We start from the raw sequence: 18,757 nt of genomic DNA, 5'->3' as shown, positions 1-18,757 counted from the left end.
GTGGCTGATCGTTCCCACGCTCTGCGTGGGAGCGCCCACCTGGACGCTCCGCGTCTGCTTTTAAGGTCGTGACGCAGAGCGTCACAGGATGCATTCCCACGCGGAGCGTGGGAACGATCGGCCGATCAGCGTGATCAGGTCAGAACAAATCGATCGGCGCGCCTTCATCCGCCGGCAGCGGGCTGCCCGGCACTGCGCCGTTGCCCAGTTCGTTGACCGATGGCGGTGTGTCTTCGCTCTTGAACAGCTCGAAGTACGCATTCGGCGTGCTCGGTGAAGCTGCGCGGCCACTGATCGGGTCGATGCGCAGGCTGAGGATGCCTTCTGGCTCTGGCTGGGTGTGCAGCGGCTTGTCCTTGAGCGCTGCGCCCATGTAGCTCATCCAGATCGGCAGGGCGACGGTGCCACCAAACTCGCGGCGGCCCAGGCTTTCAGGCTGGTCATAGCCGGTCCACACGGTGGTCACGTAGTCGCCGTTGTAGCCGGAGAACCACGCGTCCTTGGACTCGTTGGTGGTACCGGTCTTGCCAGCGATATCCGCACGGCCCAGAGCCAGTGCGCGGCGGCCGGTGCCCTTCTTGATCACGTCTTGCAGGATGCTGTTGAGGATGTAGGTAGTGCGGCCGTCCACGATGCGCTCGGCAACCGCTGGCGCTTGCGGTTCGGCCGGTGCGCCGGCGTTTGCGGCCGACGGTGTGCCTGGCGTCGCCTCGATGGTGATACCGCCGTTGCTCGGTACCGCAAGCCCGTCGGTCGCGGCCACACCATTGACCACATCGCCGGGTACCCGTGGCGGGTTGGCGGTGAACAGGGTGTCGCCATTGCGGCTTTCGATCTTGTCGATCAGGTACGGCGCGATCTTGTAGCCGCCGTTGGCAAAGGTGCTCCAGCCGGTGGCGATTTCCATCGGCGTGAGGGTCGCGGTACCCAGGGCCAGGGACAGGTTTGGCGGCAGGTCCGACTTGGCGAAGCCAAAGCGCGTCATATAGTCGATGGTCTTGCCTACGCCCATCGCCTGCAACAGGCGGATCGACACCAGGTTGCGTGACTTGTACAGCGCCTCGCGGATACGGATCGGGCCGAGGAACGTGTTGGTGTCATTCTTCGGGCGCCAGACCTTGTCCAGATATTCATCGACGAACACGATTGGCGCGTCGTTGACCAGGCTGGCGGCGGTGTAGCCGTTGTCCAGCGCGGCACTGTAGACAAACGGCTTGAAACTGGAGCCCGGCTGGCGCTTGGCCTGGGTAGCGCGGTTGTAGTTGCTCTGCTCGAAGGCAAAGCCGCCGACCAGTGCGCGGATCGCACCGTTCTGCGGGTCCAGGGACACCAGGGCGCCCTGGGCGAGCGGCACCTGGCTGAATTTGAGGCTGTCATCCTTTTGGCGTTGCACGCGGATCAAATCACCCACCTGGGCCACGTCGGATGGCTGCTTGGGCATCGGGCCCATGCTGTTGGTGTTCAGGAACGGGCGTGCCCACTTCATGCTGTCCCAGGCTACATGGGCTTCGCCAGAGCGGGTCAGCACTTGGATGCCGTCCTTGGTTACCTGGGTGACGATGGCCGGGTCCAGGCCGCTGATCGAACGCTGTTTGCCCAATTCGGTGGTCCAGGCACTCAGGGTCTTGCCCGGCAGGCGCGACTCGGGGCCACGGTAGCCGTGACGCTGGTCATAAGTGATCAGGCCTTCATGTACCGAATGGTTGGCGATTTCCTGCAAGTTGCTCGGCACCGTCGTGGTGACGCGGAAACCTTCGGTGTAGGCCTCGCTGCCATAACGGCCAACCATCTCGGCGCGGGCCATTTCGGCGATATAGGGTGCATTCACTTCTGGGGTCGGCACGTGATAGCTGGCGTTCAGCGGCTCGGCTACGGCACTTTCATAAGCGGCCTGGTCGATCTTGCCCAGTTTGTACATGCGGCCCAGGATCCAGTCACGGCGTTCTTTACTGCGCGCCGGGTTGGCCAGCGGGTTGAAGCGCGACGGTGCCTTGGGCAGGCCGGCGATCATCGCCATTTGCGCCAGGCTGGCGTCACGAATCGACTTGCCATAGTAGACCTGGGACGCGGCCTCGATGCCGTAGGCGCGGTTGCCCAAGTAGATCTTGTTGACGTACAGCTCGAGGATTTCATCCTTGGTCAACTGGCGTTCGATCTGCAGCGCCAGCAGGATTTCGGTGGCCTTGCGGGAAAAGCTGCGTTCGCTGGTGAGGAAGAAGTTCTTCGCCACCTGCATGGTGATGGTGCTGCCACCCGATTGAATGTGTCCACTTTTTACCAATTGCGTGGCTGCACGCACCAGGCTGCTGGGGTCTACGCCGTAGTGGTTGGCGAAATTATCGTCTTCGGCAGACAACAAAGCGCTGATGAAATTGGGTGGAATGTCGGCGAAACGGATCGGTGTGCGGCGCATTTCGCCGAACTCCGCGATCAGTTTTTCATCGCTGCTGTAGACCCGCAAAGGAATCTGCAACTGGATACTTCTGAGGGCCTCTACGGAGGGCAAACCCGGACTAAGGTAGAGGTAGGCCCCGCTGAGTACGAGCAGCAGCCCGCAAACGATGGCGACAATGGAGTACCCGAAAAACTTCAGCAGACGAATCAAGGCTTTTGGATTTCCAGAGAAAAGAATGAGTTACGCGTCGGGGATGCATGGCAAACGATGGATCGACCCGGGCAGCAGATAAAAAGCGGGAAAAAACGCTGGGCATTAAAGCATTTTTCAGCTTGGGGCGTCATTCGCGAGCCTTGAACAAGCCGACCGAATGCAAGGTGCCTGGCAGCAATCAGGCGAGATGACAGCCGGTATGACAGGGAAAGTTTTGGGGAGTTTTATGGGAAAGGGATTTTTCAGGCGAAAAGTCGACACGGTGTTGGGGGTCGATATCAATGACAGCGGCATCAAGCTGATCGAACTGGGCCGTTCATCAGGCGGTTTCAGCGTCCAGGGCTACGTTATGCAAATTCTGCCGCCCCAGGCGGTGGTGGACGGCACCTTGCTGGACCTTGAGGGTGTGGGCCGTATGCTGCAACAGGCACTGTCGCGCCTGGGTACCTCGGCCCGGTACGCCGCCGTGGCGGTTGCGGGCCCGTCGGTAATTACCCGGCTGATTGACATGGACGCCGGCCTCAGTGATGAGGAAATGGCCTGGAAGATCCAGATGGAAGCCGACCAGTTCATCCCCTATCCATTGGACGAGGTGGCCATCGACTTTCAGGTTCAAGGGCCATCGGCTCAAGGCCCGCAGTGGGTAGAGGTGATGCTGGCGGCGTGCCTGCGTGAGCAGGTCGAAGCGCGCGAGGCGGTTTTGGCCCTGGCGGGGCTGGTGCCGCGGGTGGTCGATGTAGAAGGGTTTGCATTGGAGCGCGCTTGCCTTCAGGATTTTGCCAGCTTCACGCCGGGTAATAGAGTCGATGGTGCACAATGGGCCTTGGATGCCCAAGGGATGGGAGTGGCTTGCGGGCTGGCCCTTAGGAGTTTCGCTGGATGACACGAATCAATCTTTTGCCTTGGCGCCAGGCCCTCGCGGAGCGCAGGCGCAAATACCTGTTGGTGCTATTGCTGGCGTTTGCCTGCGTGGCGCTCGCGGCACTGTGGTTGGCTGATCAAGTGATCGACCAGGCGATAGACCGGCAGGTAAGCCGCAACAGCCGCCTGGAAGAGCACATCGCTACCCAGGACTCGCGGATCAGGACTATCGACGACTTGCAGGCGCGAAGCCAGCAACTGGCCGAACGCATGAAGGTGGTTCAGGACCTGCACGATGCCCGCTCTTCCGGTGCCCGATTGTTCGAGCAATTGGCTCGCTCGGTGCCTGAAGGTGTCCATCTGCATGAGGTGGTTGCGAACGGCGACACCATCAGCATTCGCGGCACGGCAGAAAGCAACCAGGATATCGCCCGTTTGATGCAGCAACTCAAGCCAATCCACGGCTCCAGTTCGACCCGTCTGCAGCGCGTGCAAACCGAAGGTGCACGCGGCGAAAGTGAATTCCAGCTGATGGTGCGCCAGGGAGAGTCCAGCGGGGCGCAACCATGAGCCTGCCCAGGCTCGATTTTTCCACGCTCTCTTACAACGCTGCCAAATGGTCCCTGCCGGGCAAGGTGCTGCTTGGCTGTGCGCTGGCCGGCATGGTGTTAGTGCTAGGCGAGGTTTCGCATGGGGGGCCGCAGCGGGAGCGATTGCACGGGCTTGAGGCGCGGGAGCAGGCGCTGCAGCAGCAACTCACAGAAAAGATCGGCCTGGCCGCGAGCCTTGAGCTGCGCACCCGGCAAGTCCGGAGCATGGAAGACAATCTCGCCAGCCTTCTAGGGCAATTGCCCGGCGAGTCCGAGGTGCCTGCCGTGCTGGAAGACATCGCCCGGCTGGCGGCTGTTCATGGGGTGTGGGTCGAAGGCATCACCGTGCTGGATGAAGCGCCTCGGCAGCTTTATATCGAACAACCCATGCAGATAAGCGCGTCCGGGGTTTACCACGACCTGGCGACGTTTGTCAGTGCCTTGGGTGGGTTGCCACGGGTCGTTACCGTGCAGGATATTGCGCTCGGGCATCAGGGCGCCTTGTTGCGTCTGAACATGCTCGCCAAGACCTATCGCAGCAACCTGCAAAACGGCAAGGCCCGTCAGGTGCTCGACCCAGGGCCGCAATTTGTCTACGAACCCTCGTCCTTGCGCGACCCGTTCACGCCGCCCGCCTTGCAGGCACCGCACGTTCCGGGCCGCCCGGCCCTTGCCCCGGATTTCACCCGGCCACGGGGACTGTTGGAGGGTATGCGCCTCGATCAGTTCGAAATGGTCGGCACGTTGTCCCGTGGTGCGCAGGCCTTTGCCTTGTTGCGGGCTGGGGCCAGGGTGTATCGGCTGGCGGTGGGTGATTACCTGGGGCCGGACCATGGCCAGGTCACGGCCATTCAAGACGCTGCTGTCGAGCTGGTGGAGCTGTTTCCCGATGGACAGGGCGCCTGGCTGGAACGCCCGCGAACCCTTGTGCTGAACGTCAACTCATAACGGAATCAAACAATGAAAAGGACCTTCTCGTCCTTCGGTGTGGCGCTATGGATAGCGTTGACGGCACCGATGGCTGCTGCTGTGCCCAATCGCCTGGACCTTATCCAACTGCCGCCGCCCGACAGTGCCCAGCCGTTCAGCTATACAGGCGCCAAGCTGACCCTGAATTTCCAGGACATCGACCTGCGCGCGGTCTTGCAGCAAATTGCCGATGTCGCCGGGCTCAACCTGGTGACCAGCGATGATGTGCAGGGCTCGATCACCCTGCGGCTCAAGGATGTGCCCTGGGACCAGGCTCTGGACCTGGTACTGCAAACCAAGGGCTTGGACAAGCGAGTCAAGGCGGGCGTGTTGCTGGTGGCGCCCGCCGATGAATTGGCTGCTCGCGAGCTGTTGATGCTGGAGTCGCGCAAGCAGATGGCCGAGCTGGCTCCCTTGCGTCGGGAGCTGCTGCAGGTCAATTACGCCAAGGCCGCCGACCTGGCCAAGCTGTTTCAGTCGGTGACCGGCTTTGAGGGCTCCACCGATGAGCGCGGTTCGGTGGCGGTGGATGACCGCACCAACAACATCATCGCCTACCAGACTGGCGAGCGGCTCGAAGAGCTGCGGCGCATCGTGGCGCAACTGGATATCCCGGTACGCCAGGTCATGATCGAGGCGCGGATTGTGGAGGCCAATGTCGACTACGACAAAAGCCTGGGTGTGCGCTGGGGTGGGCGGCTCACCCGCGGCAACAGCGGGGTTGGCGGTATTGGCAAGCCGCTGGCGGAGGGTGCCGAGCCGCCGCAAAACCCACCCAGTTCACCCTTTGTCGACTTGGGGTCGCTGGCCGGAACCTCGGGCCTGGGGATCGCCTATATCACCGACAACCTGTTGCTGGACCTTGAGCTGACCGCCATGGAAAAAACCGGCAACGGTGAGATCGTCTCGCAGCCCAAGGTCGTCACCTCCGACAAAGAGACTGCACGCATCCTCAAAGGCACCGAGATTCCTTATCAGGAATCCACCTCCCAGGGTGCCACCTCGGTATCGTTCAAAGAGGCCTCGCTGTCGCTTGAAGTCACGCCGCAAATCACTCCCGACGACCATGTGATCATGGCGGTCAAGGTCACCAAGGATGAGCCCGACTACCTGAACCGACTCAATGACGTGCCGCCGATCAAGAAAAACGAGGTCAACGCCAAGGTTCTGGTCAGGGATGGCGAGACCATCGTCATTGGCGGGGTTTTCTCCAACACCCAAAGCAAAGTGGTAGATAAAGTGCCATTTTTGGGCGATGTGCCGTATCTTGGCCGCCTTTTCCGGCGCGATGTGCTGGCGGAGAAAAAATCCGAGCTGCTGGTATTCCTGACTCCGCGTATCATGAATAACCAGGCGATTGCTGTGAGTCGTTGATTCTGTGCGAAATTTGATTCTTGTAGGGCCGATGGGGGCTGGAAAAAGCACCATCGGCCGTTTGCTGGCCAAAGAGCTGCGCCTGCCGTTCAAAGATTCCGACAAGGAAATTGAATTGCGCACGGGTGCCAATATCCCATGGATCTTCGATAAAGAAGGCGAGCTGGGCTTTCGTGACCGCGAGCAGGCGATGATTGCCGAGCTGTGCGGCTGCGATGGCGTGGTATTGGCGACCGGCGGTGGCGCCGTCATGCGCGATGAAAACCGTCGGGCGCTGCATGCCGGTGGTCGGGTGGTGTATTTGCACGCGTCGGTCGAACAGCAGGTGGGCCGTACCGCCCGTGATCGCAATCGCCCGTTGCTGCGCACCGCCGACCCGGCGAAAACCCTGCGGGACCTGCTGGCGCTGCGCGATCCGCTGTATCGGGAAATCGCCGATCTGGTGGTGGAAACCGATGAGCGGCCACCTCGGATGGTCGTACTTGACATCCTTGAGCGCCTGCAACGGTTGCCACCCCGTTAAAGCCTGGCCCGAAATGCGCTATTCTCGGCGGCGCGCCATGACCTTATAAGGTATGGCGTAGAGCCACCAGGCGGTGTCGAGATGTCGACAGTGCCGGTCGTTAATACATCTTCAACGCGGGGACACATGCAGACACTTAAGGTCGATCTAGGCGAGCGCAGCTACCCGATCCACATTGGCGCAGGTCTGTTGGACCAGCCCGAACTGCTTGCGCCGCATATTGCCGGCCGACAGGTGGCAATCATCTCCAACGAAACGGTCGCGCCGCTGTACCTTGAGCGTCTGAGCCGCAGCCTGGCGGCGTACTCGGTGATCTCCGTGGTGTTGCCTGACGGCGAAGCCCACAAAAACTGGGAAACCCTGCAACTGATCTTTGATGGCCTGCTGACTGCGCGCCATGACCGTCGAACCACTGTGGTCGCCCTGGGCGGCGGTGTGATTGGCGACATGGCCGGGTTTGCCGCGGCCTGCTACCAGCGCGGCGTGGATTTCATCCAGGTGCCGACCACCTTGCTGTCCCAGGTCGATTCGTCGGTGGGCGGCAAGACCGGCATCAACCACCCGCTGGGCAAGAACATGGTCGGCGCGTTCTACCAGCCTCAGGCTGTGCTGATCGACACCGCTACCCTCAACACCTTGCCGCCGCGCGAGCTGTCGGCGGGTCTGGCGGAAGTCATCAAGTACGGCCTGATTTGCGATGAGCCGTTCCTGACCTGGCTGGAAGAACACATGGACGCCTTGCGCGCCCTCGATCAGGTAGCCCTGACCGAAGCGATTTCCCGCTCCTGCGCGGCCAAGGCGCTGGTGGTCAACGCCGACGAGCGTGAGTCCGGCGTGCGGGCCACGCTGAACCTGGGCCACACCTTCGGCCATGCGATCGAAACGCACATGGGCTATGGTGTGTGGTTGCATGGGGAAGCCGTAGCGGCTGGCACCGTGATGGCATTGGATATGTCGCAGCGCCTGGGCTGGATCAGCGCCCAAGAGCGCGATCGCGGTATCCGCCTGTTCCAGCGTGCCGGTTTGCCGGTTGTTCCGCCCACGGAGATGACCGAGGCGGATTTCCTTGAACATATGGCGATAGACAAGAAAGTGATCGACGGTCGACTTCGACTGGTACTGCTGCGCCACATCGGCGATGCCGTGGTGACCGACGATTATCCAAAAGAGATTCTACAGGCCACGCTGGGAGCGGATTACCGCGCCCTGGCCCAGCTCAAAGGTTAATAAGACCCGATGACTAGTTTGCATGCCGACGAGGCGTTCCTCGGCCATTATCACTTGAGCCACGACCCCTTCGCACCACGGGTGCCGGGTTTCAAGTTCTTCCCCGCCCAGCGCAAGCCGGTACTTGGGCAGTTGCATCACCTTGCGCGCTACAGCCAGTTGCTGCTGGTGGTGACCGGCCCTCTGGGCAGCGGCAAGACCTTGCTGCGCCAGGCGCTGGTGGCCAGTACCAACAAACAATCGGTGCAGAGCGTGGTGGTATCTGCCCGCGGTGCCGGTGATGCGGCTGGCGTACTGCGCGAGGTGGCGCAAGCGTTGAACGTCTCCAACGCCGAGCCGAACGCGATTCTCAAGCAGGTGGTGCAATTGGGCCTGACCGGCCAGGAAGTCTACCTGTTGGTAGACGACGCCGAGCAGCTCGACGAATCGGCCCTGGAAGCCTTGCTGGCGCTGGCAGCGGGTACGCCGGAAGGTCGCCCGCATGTGTTCCTGTTCGGTGAGTCGTCGTTGATCGCCGATCTGGAGCAGATCAGCGGTGAGCAGGAGCTGTTTCACGTCATCGAGTTGCAGCCGTACGAAGAGGAAGAAACCCGCGAATACCTTGCACAACGTCTTGAAGGCGCAGGGGCGGGTATCGAACTTTTCACCGCTGCGCAGATCTCTGATATTCACGAAAGCTCCGATGGCTGGCCTGGAAATATCAACCAGGTTGCCCGCGATGCCATGATCGAAGCCATGATTGCCAGCCGCTCTGCGGTCAAGCGTCCAAAGATGGGGTTCACTATGCCTAAGAAGCACGTATTGGCTATTTCCGCCGTTGTCGTGGTCGCTGTTGCCGCCGCCTGGTTGATCCCGGGCCGCAACAAAGCACCGACAACCACTGGCGCGCCAACCGAACAGGCGCAGTTGCCACTGGGCAAGCCCACGCCAAACGTCGAATTTGCCAACTCCGGCCAACCGACCAACCTGCCGATGGTCGGCCAACCTGTGATGCGCGGCCCTCTGGCCGAAGAAGCCGGTGGCATCTCCGAAGGTGACGACGGTGTGCCGGTGGAAGGCTCCAGCGCCACGCCGCCGACCGTGACCACCACCGCGCCACCTGCAGGCGTACCGGCCGGTGTGCCAGCGACACCGGTTGCTCCGGTCGCCAAGCCGACTCCGACGCCGGCGCCCACCGTTGCTACCGCCAAGCCTGCTCCGGTGACCAAGCCTGTCGCACCAGCGCCAGCCGCCAAACCAGCCCCGGCCGCCAAGCCTGCGGAAAAACCAGCCGCCACCGTTGCCAAGGCCGGCGCTGCTGGCAGCAGCTGGTACAGCAGCCAGCCTACCGGTAACTTTGTGGTGCAAATCCTCGGCACCAGCTCCGAAGCCAACGCCCAGGCGTTCGTCAAAGAGCAGGGCGGCCAGTACCGTTATTTCAAGAAAGTGCTCAACGGCAAGCCTCTCTACGTGATCACCTACGGCAGCTTCCCAAGCCGCGCCGCAGCCGATTCTGCCATCAAGGCCTTGCCAGCGAAGGTTCAGGCTGGTAAACCTTGGCCTCGCACTGTTGCCAGCGTTCAACAAGAACTGGCAGCAACTCGCTGAAGATCCGGCGGCCTTACCCAGGCCGCCCTCCCGGCACCTCAAAAAAATCCGCAAGTGCGTGCAGTCTCCCGAGACCGCGCGCTTTGTGGTGTCTGCGTCACAGTGGCTTTTGAGTCGTAGCGGTCAGAATTAAAAAAGTTTTGACTAGCACAGCATATCGCTTTAAACCTTTCATAAATGCGACATAGATTTGCGACATTTCGTCGCTAAATTTGTGAGCGTCTGTGTCGGTGTGTACAATGACCTCCCTTTTGCCCCCGCTAAGCCGGCGTACGTTCGGCGTGGAAGGTAACCGGTTGAATTGAAAAGAAATTTGCCTCGGTAAAAGAGGCAGCCTGGTGAGAAAGTGTCTATGAAAGCAGGTCTGTACCAACCCGATGAATTCAAGGATAACTGCGGTTTCGGCCTGATAGCCCACATGCAGGGCGAACCCAGTCATACCCTTTTGCAAACGGCCATCGAGGCCCTGACCTGCATGACCCACCGCGGTGGGATCAACGCCGACGGCAAGACCGGTGACGGCTGTGGCTTGCTGATTCAAAAGCCCGACCAGTTCCTGCGCGCTGTCGCCAAAGAGCAATTCGCGGTCGAACTGCCCAAGCAGTACGCCGTGGGCATGGTGTTTTTCAACCAGGACCCGGTAAAAGCCGAAGCCGCTCGCGAGAACATGAACCGCGAGATCGCCGCCGCCGGCCTGCAAATTGTCGGATGGCGCAAAGTGCCCATCGACACCAGCGTACTCGGCCGCCTGGCCCTGGAGCGCCTGCCGCAGATCGAACAAGTATTCATCGCAGGCGATGGCCTGAGCGACCAGGACATGGCGATCAAGCTGTTCACGTCCCGTCGTCGTTCGTCGGTGCTCAACGCCGCCGACACCGACCATTACATCTGCAGCTTTTCCCACAAGACCATCATTTATAAAGGCCTGATGATGCCGGCGGACCTCACCGCCTTCTATCCAGACCTTAGCGATGAGCGCCTGCAAACCGCAATCTGCGTGTTCCACCAGCGCTTTTCCACCAATACCCTGCCGAAATGGCCGCTGGCCCAGCCATTCCGCTTCCTCGCCCACAACGGCGAGATCAATACCATCACTGGCAACCGCAACTGGGCCCAGGCCCGTCGCACCAAGTTCGCCAACGATTTGATGGACCTCGAAGAGCTCGGCCCGCTGGTCAATCGCGTGGGTTCCGACTCCTCCAGCATGGACAACATGCTCGAACTGATGGTCACCGGCGGCATCGACCTGTTCCGTGGCGTGCGCATGATCATTCCGCCAGCGTGGCAGAACGTCGAGACGATGGACCCGGACCTGCGTGCGTTCTACGAGTACAACTCGATGCACATGGAACCGTGGGACGGCCCGGCCGGCGTGGTCATGACCGACGGCCGCTATGCGGTGTGCCTGCTCGACCGTAACGGCCTGCGCCCGGCGCGTTGGGTGACCACCACCAACGGTTTCATCACCCTCGCCTCGGAAATCGGCGTGTGGGACTACAAGCCTGAAGACGTGATCGCCAAAGGCCGTGTGGGCCCTGGCCAGATCCTGGCCGTGGACACCGAGACCGGGCAGATCCTCGACACCGACGCCATCGACAACCGCTTGAAGTCCCGTCACCCGTACAAGCAATGGCTGCGCAAGAACGCCCTGCGCATCCAGGCGACCATGGAAGACAACGACCACGGTTCGGCTTTCTATGACGTGGACCAGCTCAAGCAGTACATGAAGATGTACCAGGTCACGTTCGAAGAGCGCGACCAGGTGCTGCGTCCGCTCGGTGAGCAAGGCTACGAGGCCGTCGGCTCCATGGGCGATGACACGCCAATGGCCGTGCTGTCCCAGCGCGTACGCACGCCGTACGACTACTTCCGCCAGCAGTTCGCCCAGGTGACCAACCCGCCGATCGACCCGCTGCGTGAAGCCATCGTGATGTCCTTGGAAGTGTGCCTCGGCGCCGAGCGCAACATCTTCCAGGAATCGCCTGAGCATGCCTCCCGCGTGATCCTCAGCTCGCCGGTCATTTCCCCGGCCAAATGGCGCTCGCTGATGACCCTGGAGCGTCCGGGCTTCGATCGTCAGATCATCGACCTGAACTACGACGAGAGCCTGGGCCTTGAAGCCGCAGTGCGTAACGTTGCTGACCAGGCTGAAGAAGCCGTGCGTGCCGGTCGTACCCAGATCGTACTGACCGACCGCCATATCGCGCCTGGCAAGTTGCCGATCCACGCGTCCCTGGCGACCGGTGCGGTGCACCACCGCCTGACCGAAAAAGGCCTGCGCTGCGACTCCAACATCCTCGTGGAAACCGCCACTGCCCGCGACCCGCATCACTTTGCGGTGCTGATCGGTTTCGGCGCTTCGGCGGTTTACCCGTTCCTCGCGTACGAAGTGCTGGGTGACCTGATCCGTACCGGTGAAGTGCTGGGCGACCTCTATGAGGTGTTCAAGAACTACCGCAAGGGCATCACCAAGGGCCTGCTGAAGATCCTGTCGAAGATGGGTATCTCCACCGTCACCTCCTACCGTGGCGCGCAGTTGTTCGAAGCCATCGGTCTGTCCGAAGAAGTCTGCGAGCTGAGTTTCCGTGGCGTACCGAGCCGCATCAAGGGTGCGCGTTTCGTCGACATCGAAGCCGAGCAAAAAGCCCTGGCCGCCGAAGCCTGGAGCGCGCGTAAGCCGATCCAGCAAGGTGGCCTGCTCAAGTTCGTGCACGGTGGCGAATACCATGCCTACAACCCGGACGTGGTCAACACCCTGCAAGCCGCTGTGCAGCAGGGCGACTACGCCAAGTTCAAGGAATACACGAGCCTGGTGGACAACCGCCCGGTGTCGATGATCCGCGATCTGTTCAAGGTGAAAACTCTGGACACGCCGATGGACATCGCCGAAGTCGAGCCGCTGGAGTCGATCCTCAAGCGCTTCGACTCCGCCGGTATTTCCCTGGGCGCCCTATCGCCCGAGGCTCACGAAGCCCTGGCCGAAGCCATGAACCGCCTGGGTGCGCGTTCCAACTCCGGCGAAGGCGGTGAAGACCCGGCGCGCTACGGCACGCTCAAAAGTTCGAAGATCAAGCAGGTGGCCACCGGTCGTTTCGGGGTGACCCCGGAGTACCTGGTGAATGCCGAGGTGCTGCAGATCAAGGTGGCCCAAGGCGCCAAGCCGGGTGAGGGTGGTCAACTGCCAGGCGGCAAGGTCAACGGTTTGATCGCCAAGCTGCGCTATGCGGTGCCGGGCGTGACGTTGATCTCGCCACCGCCGCACCACGACATTTACTCGATTGAAGACTTGTCGCAGCTGATTTTCGACTTGAAACAAGTCAACCCCCAGGCCCTGGTCTCGGTGAAACTGGTGGCAGAAGCCGGCGTCGGCACCATCGCCGCCGGTGTGGCCAAGGCCTATGCCGACCTGATCACCATCTCCGGCTACGACGGCGGCACCGGCGCTTCGCCGCTGACCTCGATCAAGTACGCCGGTGCACCGTGGGAGCTCGGCCTGGCCGAAACCCACCAGACCCTGCGCGGCAACGACCTGCGCGGCAAGGTGCGAGTACAGACCGACGGCGGCCTGAAAACCGGCCTCGATGTGATCAAGGCCGCGATCCTCGGCGCCGAAAGTTTCGGCTTCGGTACTGCGCCCATGATCGCCCTGGGCTGCAAATACCTGCGCATCTGCCACCTGAACAACTGCGCCACCGGCGTGGCGACTCAGAACGAAAAACTGCGCAAGGATCACTACATCGGCACCGTCGACATGGTGGTGAATTTCTTCACCTACGTCGCCGAAGAAACCCGTGAGTGGCTGGCCAAATTGGGCGTGCGTTCGCTGGAAGAGCTGATCGGTCGCACCGACCTGTTGGACATCCTCGAAGGCCAGACCGCCAAGCAACAACATCTGGACCTCAGCCCGCTGTTGGGCAGCGATCACATCCCGGCAGACAAGCCACAGTTCTGCCAGGTGGACCGCAACCCACCGTTCGACAAAGGCCTGTTGGCCGAGAAAATGGTCGAAATGGCCGGCTCCTCGATCAACGACGCCAGCGGTGGCGAATTCGCCCTGGATATCTGCAACTGCGACCGTTCCATCGGCGCACGCATCTCCGGCGAAATCGCACGCAAGCACGGCAACCAGGGCATGGCGAAAGCGCCGATCACCTTCCGCTTCAAGGGCACTGCGGGCCAGAGCTTCGGCGTGTGGAACGCCGGCGGCCTGCACATGTACCTGGAAGGCGACGCCAACGACTACGTGGGCAAGGGCATGACTGGCGGCAAACTGGTCATCGTTCCGCCGGCTGGCAGTGTGTACAAGACCCAGGACAGTGCCATCATCGGCAACACCTGCCTGTACGGCGCCACCGGTGGCAAGCTGTTTGCCGCAGGTACTGCCGGTGAGCGTTTCGCCGTGCGTAACTCCGGTGCTCACACCGTGGTGGAAGGCACTGGCGATCACTGCTGCGAGTACATGACCGGAGGCTTTGTCGCGGTACTGGGCAAGACCGGTTACAACTTCGGTTCGGGCATGACCGGCGGTTTCGCCTACGTGCTCGACCAGGACAACACCTTCGTCGACAAGGTCAACCACGAGTTGGTCGAGATCCAGCGCATCAGCGGCGAAGCCATGGAATCCTACCGGAACCACTTGCAGCACGTGCTGGACGAGTACGTCGAGGAAACCGGCAGCGAATGGGGTCGCAACCTCGCCGAAAACCTCGATGATTACCTGCGTCGTTTCTGGCTGGTCAAGCCCAAGGCTGCCAACCTGAAATCGTTGCTTTCCAGCATCCGTGCCAACCCGCAGTGATATGCGCCTGAACAGTTTGATGAGGTTTTAACATGGCTGAACGTCTGAATAACGACTTCCAGTTCATCGATGTCGGGCGCAAAGATCCGAAGAAGAAACTGTTGCGTCAACGCAAGAAAGAGTTCGTGGAAATCTACGAACCCTTCAAGCCCCAGCACTCGGCCGACCAGGCCCACCGCTGCCTGGGATGCGGTAACCCGTATTGCGAATGGAAGTGCCCGGTGCACAACTTCATTCCCAACTGGCTCAAACTGGTGGCCGAGGGCAACATCCTCGCCGCCGCCGAGCTGTCGCACCAGACCAACACCCTGCCGGAAGTCTGCGGCCGGGTGTGCCCGCAAGACCGTCTGTGTGAAGGTGCCTGCACCCTCAACGACGGCTTCGGCGCGGTGACCATCGGTTCGGTGGAGAAGTACATCACCGATACGGCGTTCGCCATGGGCTGGCGCCCGGACATGTCCAAGGTCAAGCCAACCGGCAAGCGCGTCGCGATCATCGGCGCGGGCCCTGCTGGCCTGGGGTGTGCCGACGTGCTGGTGCGTGGCGGCGTGACTCCGGTGGTGTTCGACAAGAACCCGGAAATCGGTGGCCTGCTGACCTTCGGTATCCCTGAATTCAAGCTGGAAAAAACCGTACTCAGCCACCGTCGTGAAGTGTTCACTGGCATGGGTATCGAGTTCCGCCTCAATACCGAAATCGGCAAAGACATCACCATGGAGCAACTGCTCGCCGAATACGATGCGGTGTTCATGGGCATGGGCACCTACACCTACATGAAGGGCGGCTTTGCCGGTGAGGACTTGCCCGGCGTGTATGACGCGCTCGACTTCCTGATCGCCAACGTCAACCGCAACCTGGGCTTTGAAAAGTCGCCGGAAGATTTCGTCGACATGAAGGGCAAGAAGGTCGTGGTGCTGGGCGGTGGCGACACCGCGATGGATTGCAACCGCACCTCGATCCGCCAGGGCGCCAAGTCGGTGACCTGCGCTTATCGCCGTGACGAAGCCAACATGCCCGGCTCGCGCAAAGAGGTGAAGAACGCCAAGGAAGAAGGCGTGAAATTCCTCTACAACCGCCAGCCGATCGCCATCGTCGGTGAAGACCGTGTGGAAGGTGTGAAGGTGGTCGAGACCCGTCTCGGCGAACCGGACGCCCGTGGCCGTCGCAGCCCCGAGCCGATCCCGGGTTCCGAAGAAATCATCCCGGCCGACGCCGTGGTCATCGCCTTCGGTTTCCGCCCAAGCCCGGCGTCGTGGTTCGAGCAGTTCGAAATCCAGACCGACAGCCAGGGCCGCGTCGTGGCCCCGGAACAAGGCCAGTACAAGCACCAGACCAGCAACCCGAAGATCTTCGCCGGTGGCGACATGGTGCGTGGGTCGGACCTTGTGGTCACCGCGATCTTCGAAGGCCGTAACGCCGCCGAAGGCATCCTGGACTACCTGCAAGTCTGATGATCGTTCCCACGCTCTGCGTGGGAATGCCGCCAGGACGCTCCGCGTCCCGAACAGCATGACGCGGAGCGTGGGAGCGATCCTGCGGCGGCATTGCCGCGACAAATTGACCCGATAGACAAAAGGCACGGTGCATTCCGTGCCTTTTGCGTCGCGCTCTGAGAAAATGCCCGCACTTTTTTTGCGGATGCCGACATGACTGCCCTCAAGAACGACCGTTTCCTTCGTGCCCTGCTCAAGCAACCCGTAGACGTCACCCCGGTGTGGATGATGCGTCAAGCCGGTCGCTATCTGCCGGAATACCGCGCCAGTCGCGCCAACGCCGGTGATTTCATGAGCCTGTGCATGAACCCGGAGTTCGCCTGCGAAGTCACGATGCAGCCGCTGGACCGCTACCCACAACTGGATGCGGCCATCCTCTTCTCCGATATCCTCACCATCCCGGACGCCATGGGCCAAGGCCTGTACTTCGAAACCGGCGAAGGCCCGCGCTTCAAGAAAGTCGTCAGCACCCTGGCCGATATCGAAGCCCTGCCGATCCCTGACCCACACAAAGACCTGGGCTACGTGATGGATGCTGTGAGCACCATCCGCCGCGAGCTCAACGGCCGCGTGCCGCTGATCGGTTTCTCCGGCAGCCCCTGGACCCTGGCCACCTACATGGTTGAAGGCGGCTCGTCGAAAGACTTCCGCAAGACCAAAGCCATGCTCTACGACAACCCGCAAGCCATGCACCTGTTGCTGGACAAGCTGGCGCAGTCGGTCACGTCCTACCTCAACGGCCAGATCATGGCGGGTGCCCAAGCGGTACAGATTTTCGACACCTGGGGTGGCAACCTGTCGGCGGCGGCGTACCAGGAGTTCTCCCTGGCCTACATGCGCAAGATCGTCAGCGGCCTGATCCGTGAGCACGAAGGCCGCAAGGTTCCGGTGATCATGTTCACCAAAGGCGGCGGCCTGTGGCTGGAAAGCATCGCTGACGCGGGCGCCGATGCATTGGGCCTGGACTGGACCTGCGACCTCGGCGAAGCGCGCCGTCGCGTCGGCAACCAGGTTGCCCTGCAAGGCAACATGGACCCGACCGTGCTGTACGCCAAGCCAGAAGCGATCCGCGCCGAAGTCGGACGCATCCTGGCCAGCTATGGCAAGGGCAGTGGCCACGTGTTCAACCTTGGCCACGGCATCACACCGGAAGTGAACCCGGAGCACGCGGGTGCGTTCTTGCGCGCAGTGCACGAACTATCGGCGCAATACCACGAGTAAAACGCAAAACAAAATGTGGGAGCTGGCTTGTCGGGTCGCCGCATCGCTGCGATGGCGGCGGCGAATTCAACACCGCTATCGCAGGCAAGCCAGCTCCCACATAAAGCCAGTCGCCTCAGGCTTTCACATGGCCCAGTGGCGGCAACTTCGCCAGCTTCAACGCCACCAGCAACGCGCCAACCAACAGAGCGACGATGAACGCGCCAATCCCGTTCCACCCGGCAAAGTGCCAGAAAAACCCACCCGCCGTCCCGGCAATGCTCGACCCGACGTAATAGCAGAACAGGTACAGCGACGACGCCTGCCCCTTGGCCTTCACTGCGCGGCGGCCGATCCAGCTGCTGGCGACCGAGTGGGCGCCGAAGAAGCCGAAGGTGAACACCAGCATGCCCGGTACCACCAGCCACAAAGGCGTGAACAGCGTCAGGGCCATGCCGGCGAGCATCAGCACGATGGTGCCCCATAGTACGCGGCGGCGGCCGAGGCGGTCGGCCAGGGAGCCGATTTTCGCCGAGCTGTAGATGCCCGAGAGGTACACCACTGACAGCAAACCGACCACCGCCTGGCTCAACTCGTAGGGGGAGGCCAGCAGGCGATAGCCGATGTAGTTGAACATCGTCACGAACGCGCCCATCAGCAGGAAGGCTTCAAGGAACAGCCACGGCAGGCCGGCGTCCTTGAAGTGCATGACAAAGCCGTCCACCAGGCTGCGTGGCTTGAGGCTGCTGGCGCGGAAGTTGCGCGATTCGGGGAGGATCTTCCAGAACACCGTGGCAGCGATCAACGCCAGGGCGCCGATGATCAGCATTGCGGTGTGCCAGCTGACGAAGTCGATCAACACGCCGATGATCAGGCGCCCGCTCATGCCCCCAATCGCGTTGCCGCCGATGTACAGGCCCATGGCCAGGCCGATGTGCTGCGGGTGGATCTCTTCGCTGAGGTAGGTCATGGCCACGGCGGCCAGGCCGCTCAAGGACAAGCCCACCAGTGCACGCATCAACAGGATGCCCTCCCAGCTCGGCATCAAGCCGCTGGCGATGGTGGCCAGCGCCGCACAGAACAACGCAGCGACCATCACCGGCTTGCGCCCCAGCCTGTCGGATATCGGCCCGGTGATCAGCAGGCCGCAGGCGAGCATGGCGGTCGCGACGGACAAAATCAGGCTGCTTTGCGCCGCATTGATGGAAAACTCGTGGGACAGCGCCGGCATCATCGGCTGCACGCAATACAACAGCGCAAAGGTGGCGAAGCCGCCGGAGAACAGCGCCAGCACGGTGCGCATGAACATCGGCGTGCCTTTTTCGATGTACGCGTCGTTGAGCTGCGCCACCACGTCATCAAGGGCTGAGGGCGGGGTGTGTTGGGCAAGTGGAGCAACAGCAGGATTCACGAGGGACCTCGGGGAGGAAAGTCTGCCAGGACTGACAATACGAAAAAGCATATAGCTGGCTAATGATTCTTTCCAATATATTGTTCGACCTGTTTGATAGCTTTTACGACCTAATG

11 protein-coding genes and 1 pseudogene are annotated in these 18,757 nt (G+C 61.5%); 10 read left to right on the top strand and 2 right to left on the bottom strand.

Annotation, left to right across the window (positions count from 1 at the left end):
• Positions 1-139: 139 nt before the first annotated feature.
• The gene (locus APH41_RS13535) at positions 140-2,602 is read right to left on the bottom strand and encodes a penicillin-binding protein 1A (RefSeq protein ID WP_371262626.1); all 2,463 of its coding nucleotides are present in this window, start codon (positions 2,600-2,602) and stop codon (positions 140-142) included.
• Positions 2,603-2,834: 232 nt separating this feature from the next.
• On the opposite strand from APH41_RS13535, the gene pilM reads away from it, so the two are divergent.
• The 10 genes and pseudogenes from pilM (at position 2,835) to hemE (ending at position 17,251) form a co-directional block, all read left to right on the top strand.
• Positions 2,835-3,491, top strand: coding sequence for a type IV pilus biogenesis protein PilM (gene pilM / locus APH41_RS13530; protein WP_054919503.1), 657 nt, complete (start codon positions 2,835-2,837; stop codon positions 3,489-3,491).
• Complete coding sequence (locus APH41_RS13525; protein ID WP_054896202.1) at positions 3,488-4,039, top strand: PilN domain-containing protein; 552 nt, start codon at positions 3,488-3,490, stop codon at positions 4,037-4,039. Before pilM ends, APH41_RS13525 begins: the two co-directional genes overlap by 4 nt.
• Positions 4,036-5,007: a pilus assembly protein PilP gene (locus tag APH41_RS13520; RefSeq protein WP_054919447.1), complete on the top strand. Its 972-nt coding sequence runs from the start codon at positions 4,036-4,038 to the stop codon at positions 5,005-5,007. Before APH41_RS13525 ends, APH41_RS13520 begins: the two co-directional genes overlap by 4 nt.
• A gap of 135 nt (positions 5,008-5,142) precedes the next feature.
• Positions 5,143-6,402 (top strand): annotated as a pseudogene (locus APH41_RS13515) (type IV pilus secretin PilQ); the annotation flags it as partial.
• 4 nt (positions 6,403-6,406) lie between these two features.
• A complete protein-coding gene (gene aroK / locus APH41_RS13510) occupies positions 6,407-6,925 on the top strand; it encodes a shikimate kinase AroK (RefSeq protein ID WP_003187914.1) in 519 nt (172 codons plus the stop codon).
• A gap of 126 nt (positions 6,926-7,051) precedes the next feature.
• On the top strand, positions 7,052-8,152 hold the full coding sequence (gene aroB / locus APH41_RS13505) for a 3-dehydroquinate synthase (RefSeq protein ID WP_054919444.1): 1,101 nt from the start codon (positions 7,052-7,054) through the stop codon (positions 8,150-8,152).
• Positions 8,153-8,161: 9 nt separating this feature from the next.
• Positions 8,162-9,739 (top strand): SPOR domain-containing protein, encoded by a 1,578-nt coding sequence (locus tag APH41_RS13500; protein WP_054896205.1) that lies wholly within the window; start codon positions 8,162-8,164, stop codon positions 9,737-9,739.
• Positions 9,740-10,091: 352 nt separating this feature from the next.
• A complete protein-coding gene (gene gltB / locus APH41_RS13495; protein WP_054919442.1) occupies positions 10,092-14,537 on the top strand; it encodes a glutamate synthase large subunit in 4,446 nt (1,481 codons plus the stop codon).
• A gap of 32 nt (positions 14,538-14,569) precedes the next feature.
• Positions 14,570-15,988 (top strand): FAD-dependent oxidoreductase, encoded by a 1,419-nt coding sequence (locus tag APH41_RS13490; RefSeq protein ID WP_046070563.1) that lies wholly within the window; start codon positions 14,570-14,572, stop codon positions 15,986-15,988.
• Between the two features lie 195 nt (positions 15,989-16,183).
• Complete coding sequence (hemE, locus tag APH41_RS13485; RefSeq protein ID WP_003187922.1) at positions 16,184-17,251, top strand: uroporphyrinogen decarboxylase; 1,068 nt, start codon at positions 16,184-16,186, stop codon at positions 17,249-17,251.
• Positions 17,252-17,366: 115 nt separating this feature from the next.
• On the opposite strand, the gene APH41_RS13480 is transcribed toward hemE, so the two are convergent.
• Positions 17,367-18,641: an MFS transporter gene (locus APH41_RS13480; protein WP_054919437.1), complete on the bottom strand. Its 1,275-nt coding sequence runs from the start codon at positions 18,639-18,641 to the stop codon at positions 17,367-17,369.
• Positions 18,642-18,757 lie beyond the last annotated feature (116 nt).

The sequence above is a fragment of the Pseudomonas sp. NBRC 111138 genome, from assembly GCF_001320835.1.
Lineage (GTDB): Bacteria > Pseudomonadota > Gammaproteobacteria > Pseudomonadales > Pseudomonadaceae > Aquipseudomonas > Aquipseudomonas paracarnis.
Note: the sequence above shows the minus strand (reverse complement) of the source record. Positions and strands in the feature narration are given on the sequence as shown.

What these genes read in the sequence shown, in the direction of transcription:
- aroB (WP_054919444.1), top strand. Translation starts at nt 7,052, where the DNA reads ATGCAGACACTTAAGGTCGATCTAGGCGAGCGCAGCTACCCGATCCAC.
- APH41_RS13490 (WP_046070563.1), top strand. Translation starts at nt 14,570, where the DNA reads ATGGCTGAACGTCTGAATAACGACTTCCAGTTCATCGATGTCGGGCGC.
- gltB (WP_054919442.1), top strand. Translation starts at nt 10,092, where the DNA reads ATGAAAGCAGGTCTGTACCAACCCGATGAATTCAAGGATAACTGCGGT.
- pilM (WP_054919503.1), top strand. Translation starts at nt 2,835, where the DNA reads ATGGGAAAGGGATTTTTCAGGCGAAAAGTCGACACGGTGTTGGGGGTC.
- hemE (WP_003187922.1), top strand. Translation starts at nt 16,184, where the DNA reads ATGACTGCCCTCAAGAACGACCGTTTCCTTCGTGCCCTGCTCAAGCAA.
- APH41_RS13500 (WP_054896205.1), top strand. Translation starts at nt 8,162, where the DNA reads ATGACTAGTTTGCATGCCGACGAGGCGTTCCTCGGCCATTATCACTTG.
- APH41_RS13520 (WP_054919447.1), top strand. Translation starts at nt 4,036, where the DNA reads ATGAGCCTGCCCAGGCTCGATTTTTCCACGCTCTCTTACAACGCTGCC.
- APH41_RS13525 (WP_054896202.1), top strand. Translation starts at nt 3,488, where the DNA reads ATGACACGAATCAATCTTTTGCCTTGGCGCCAGGCCCTCGCGGAGCGC.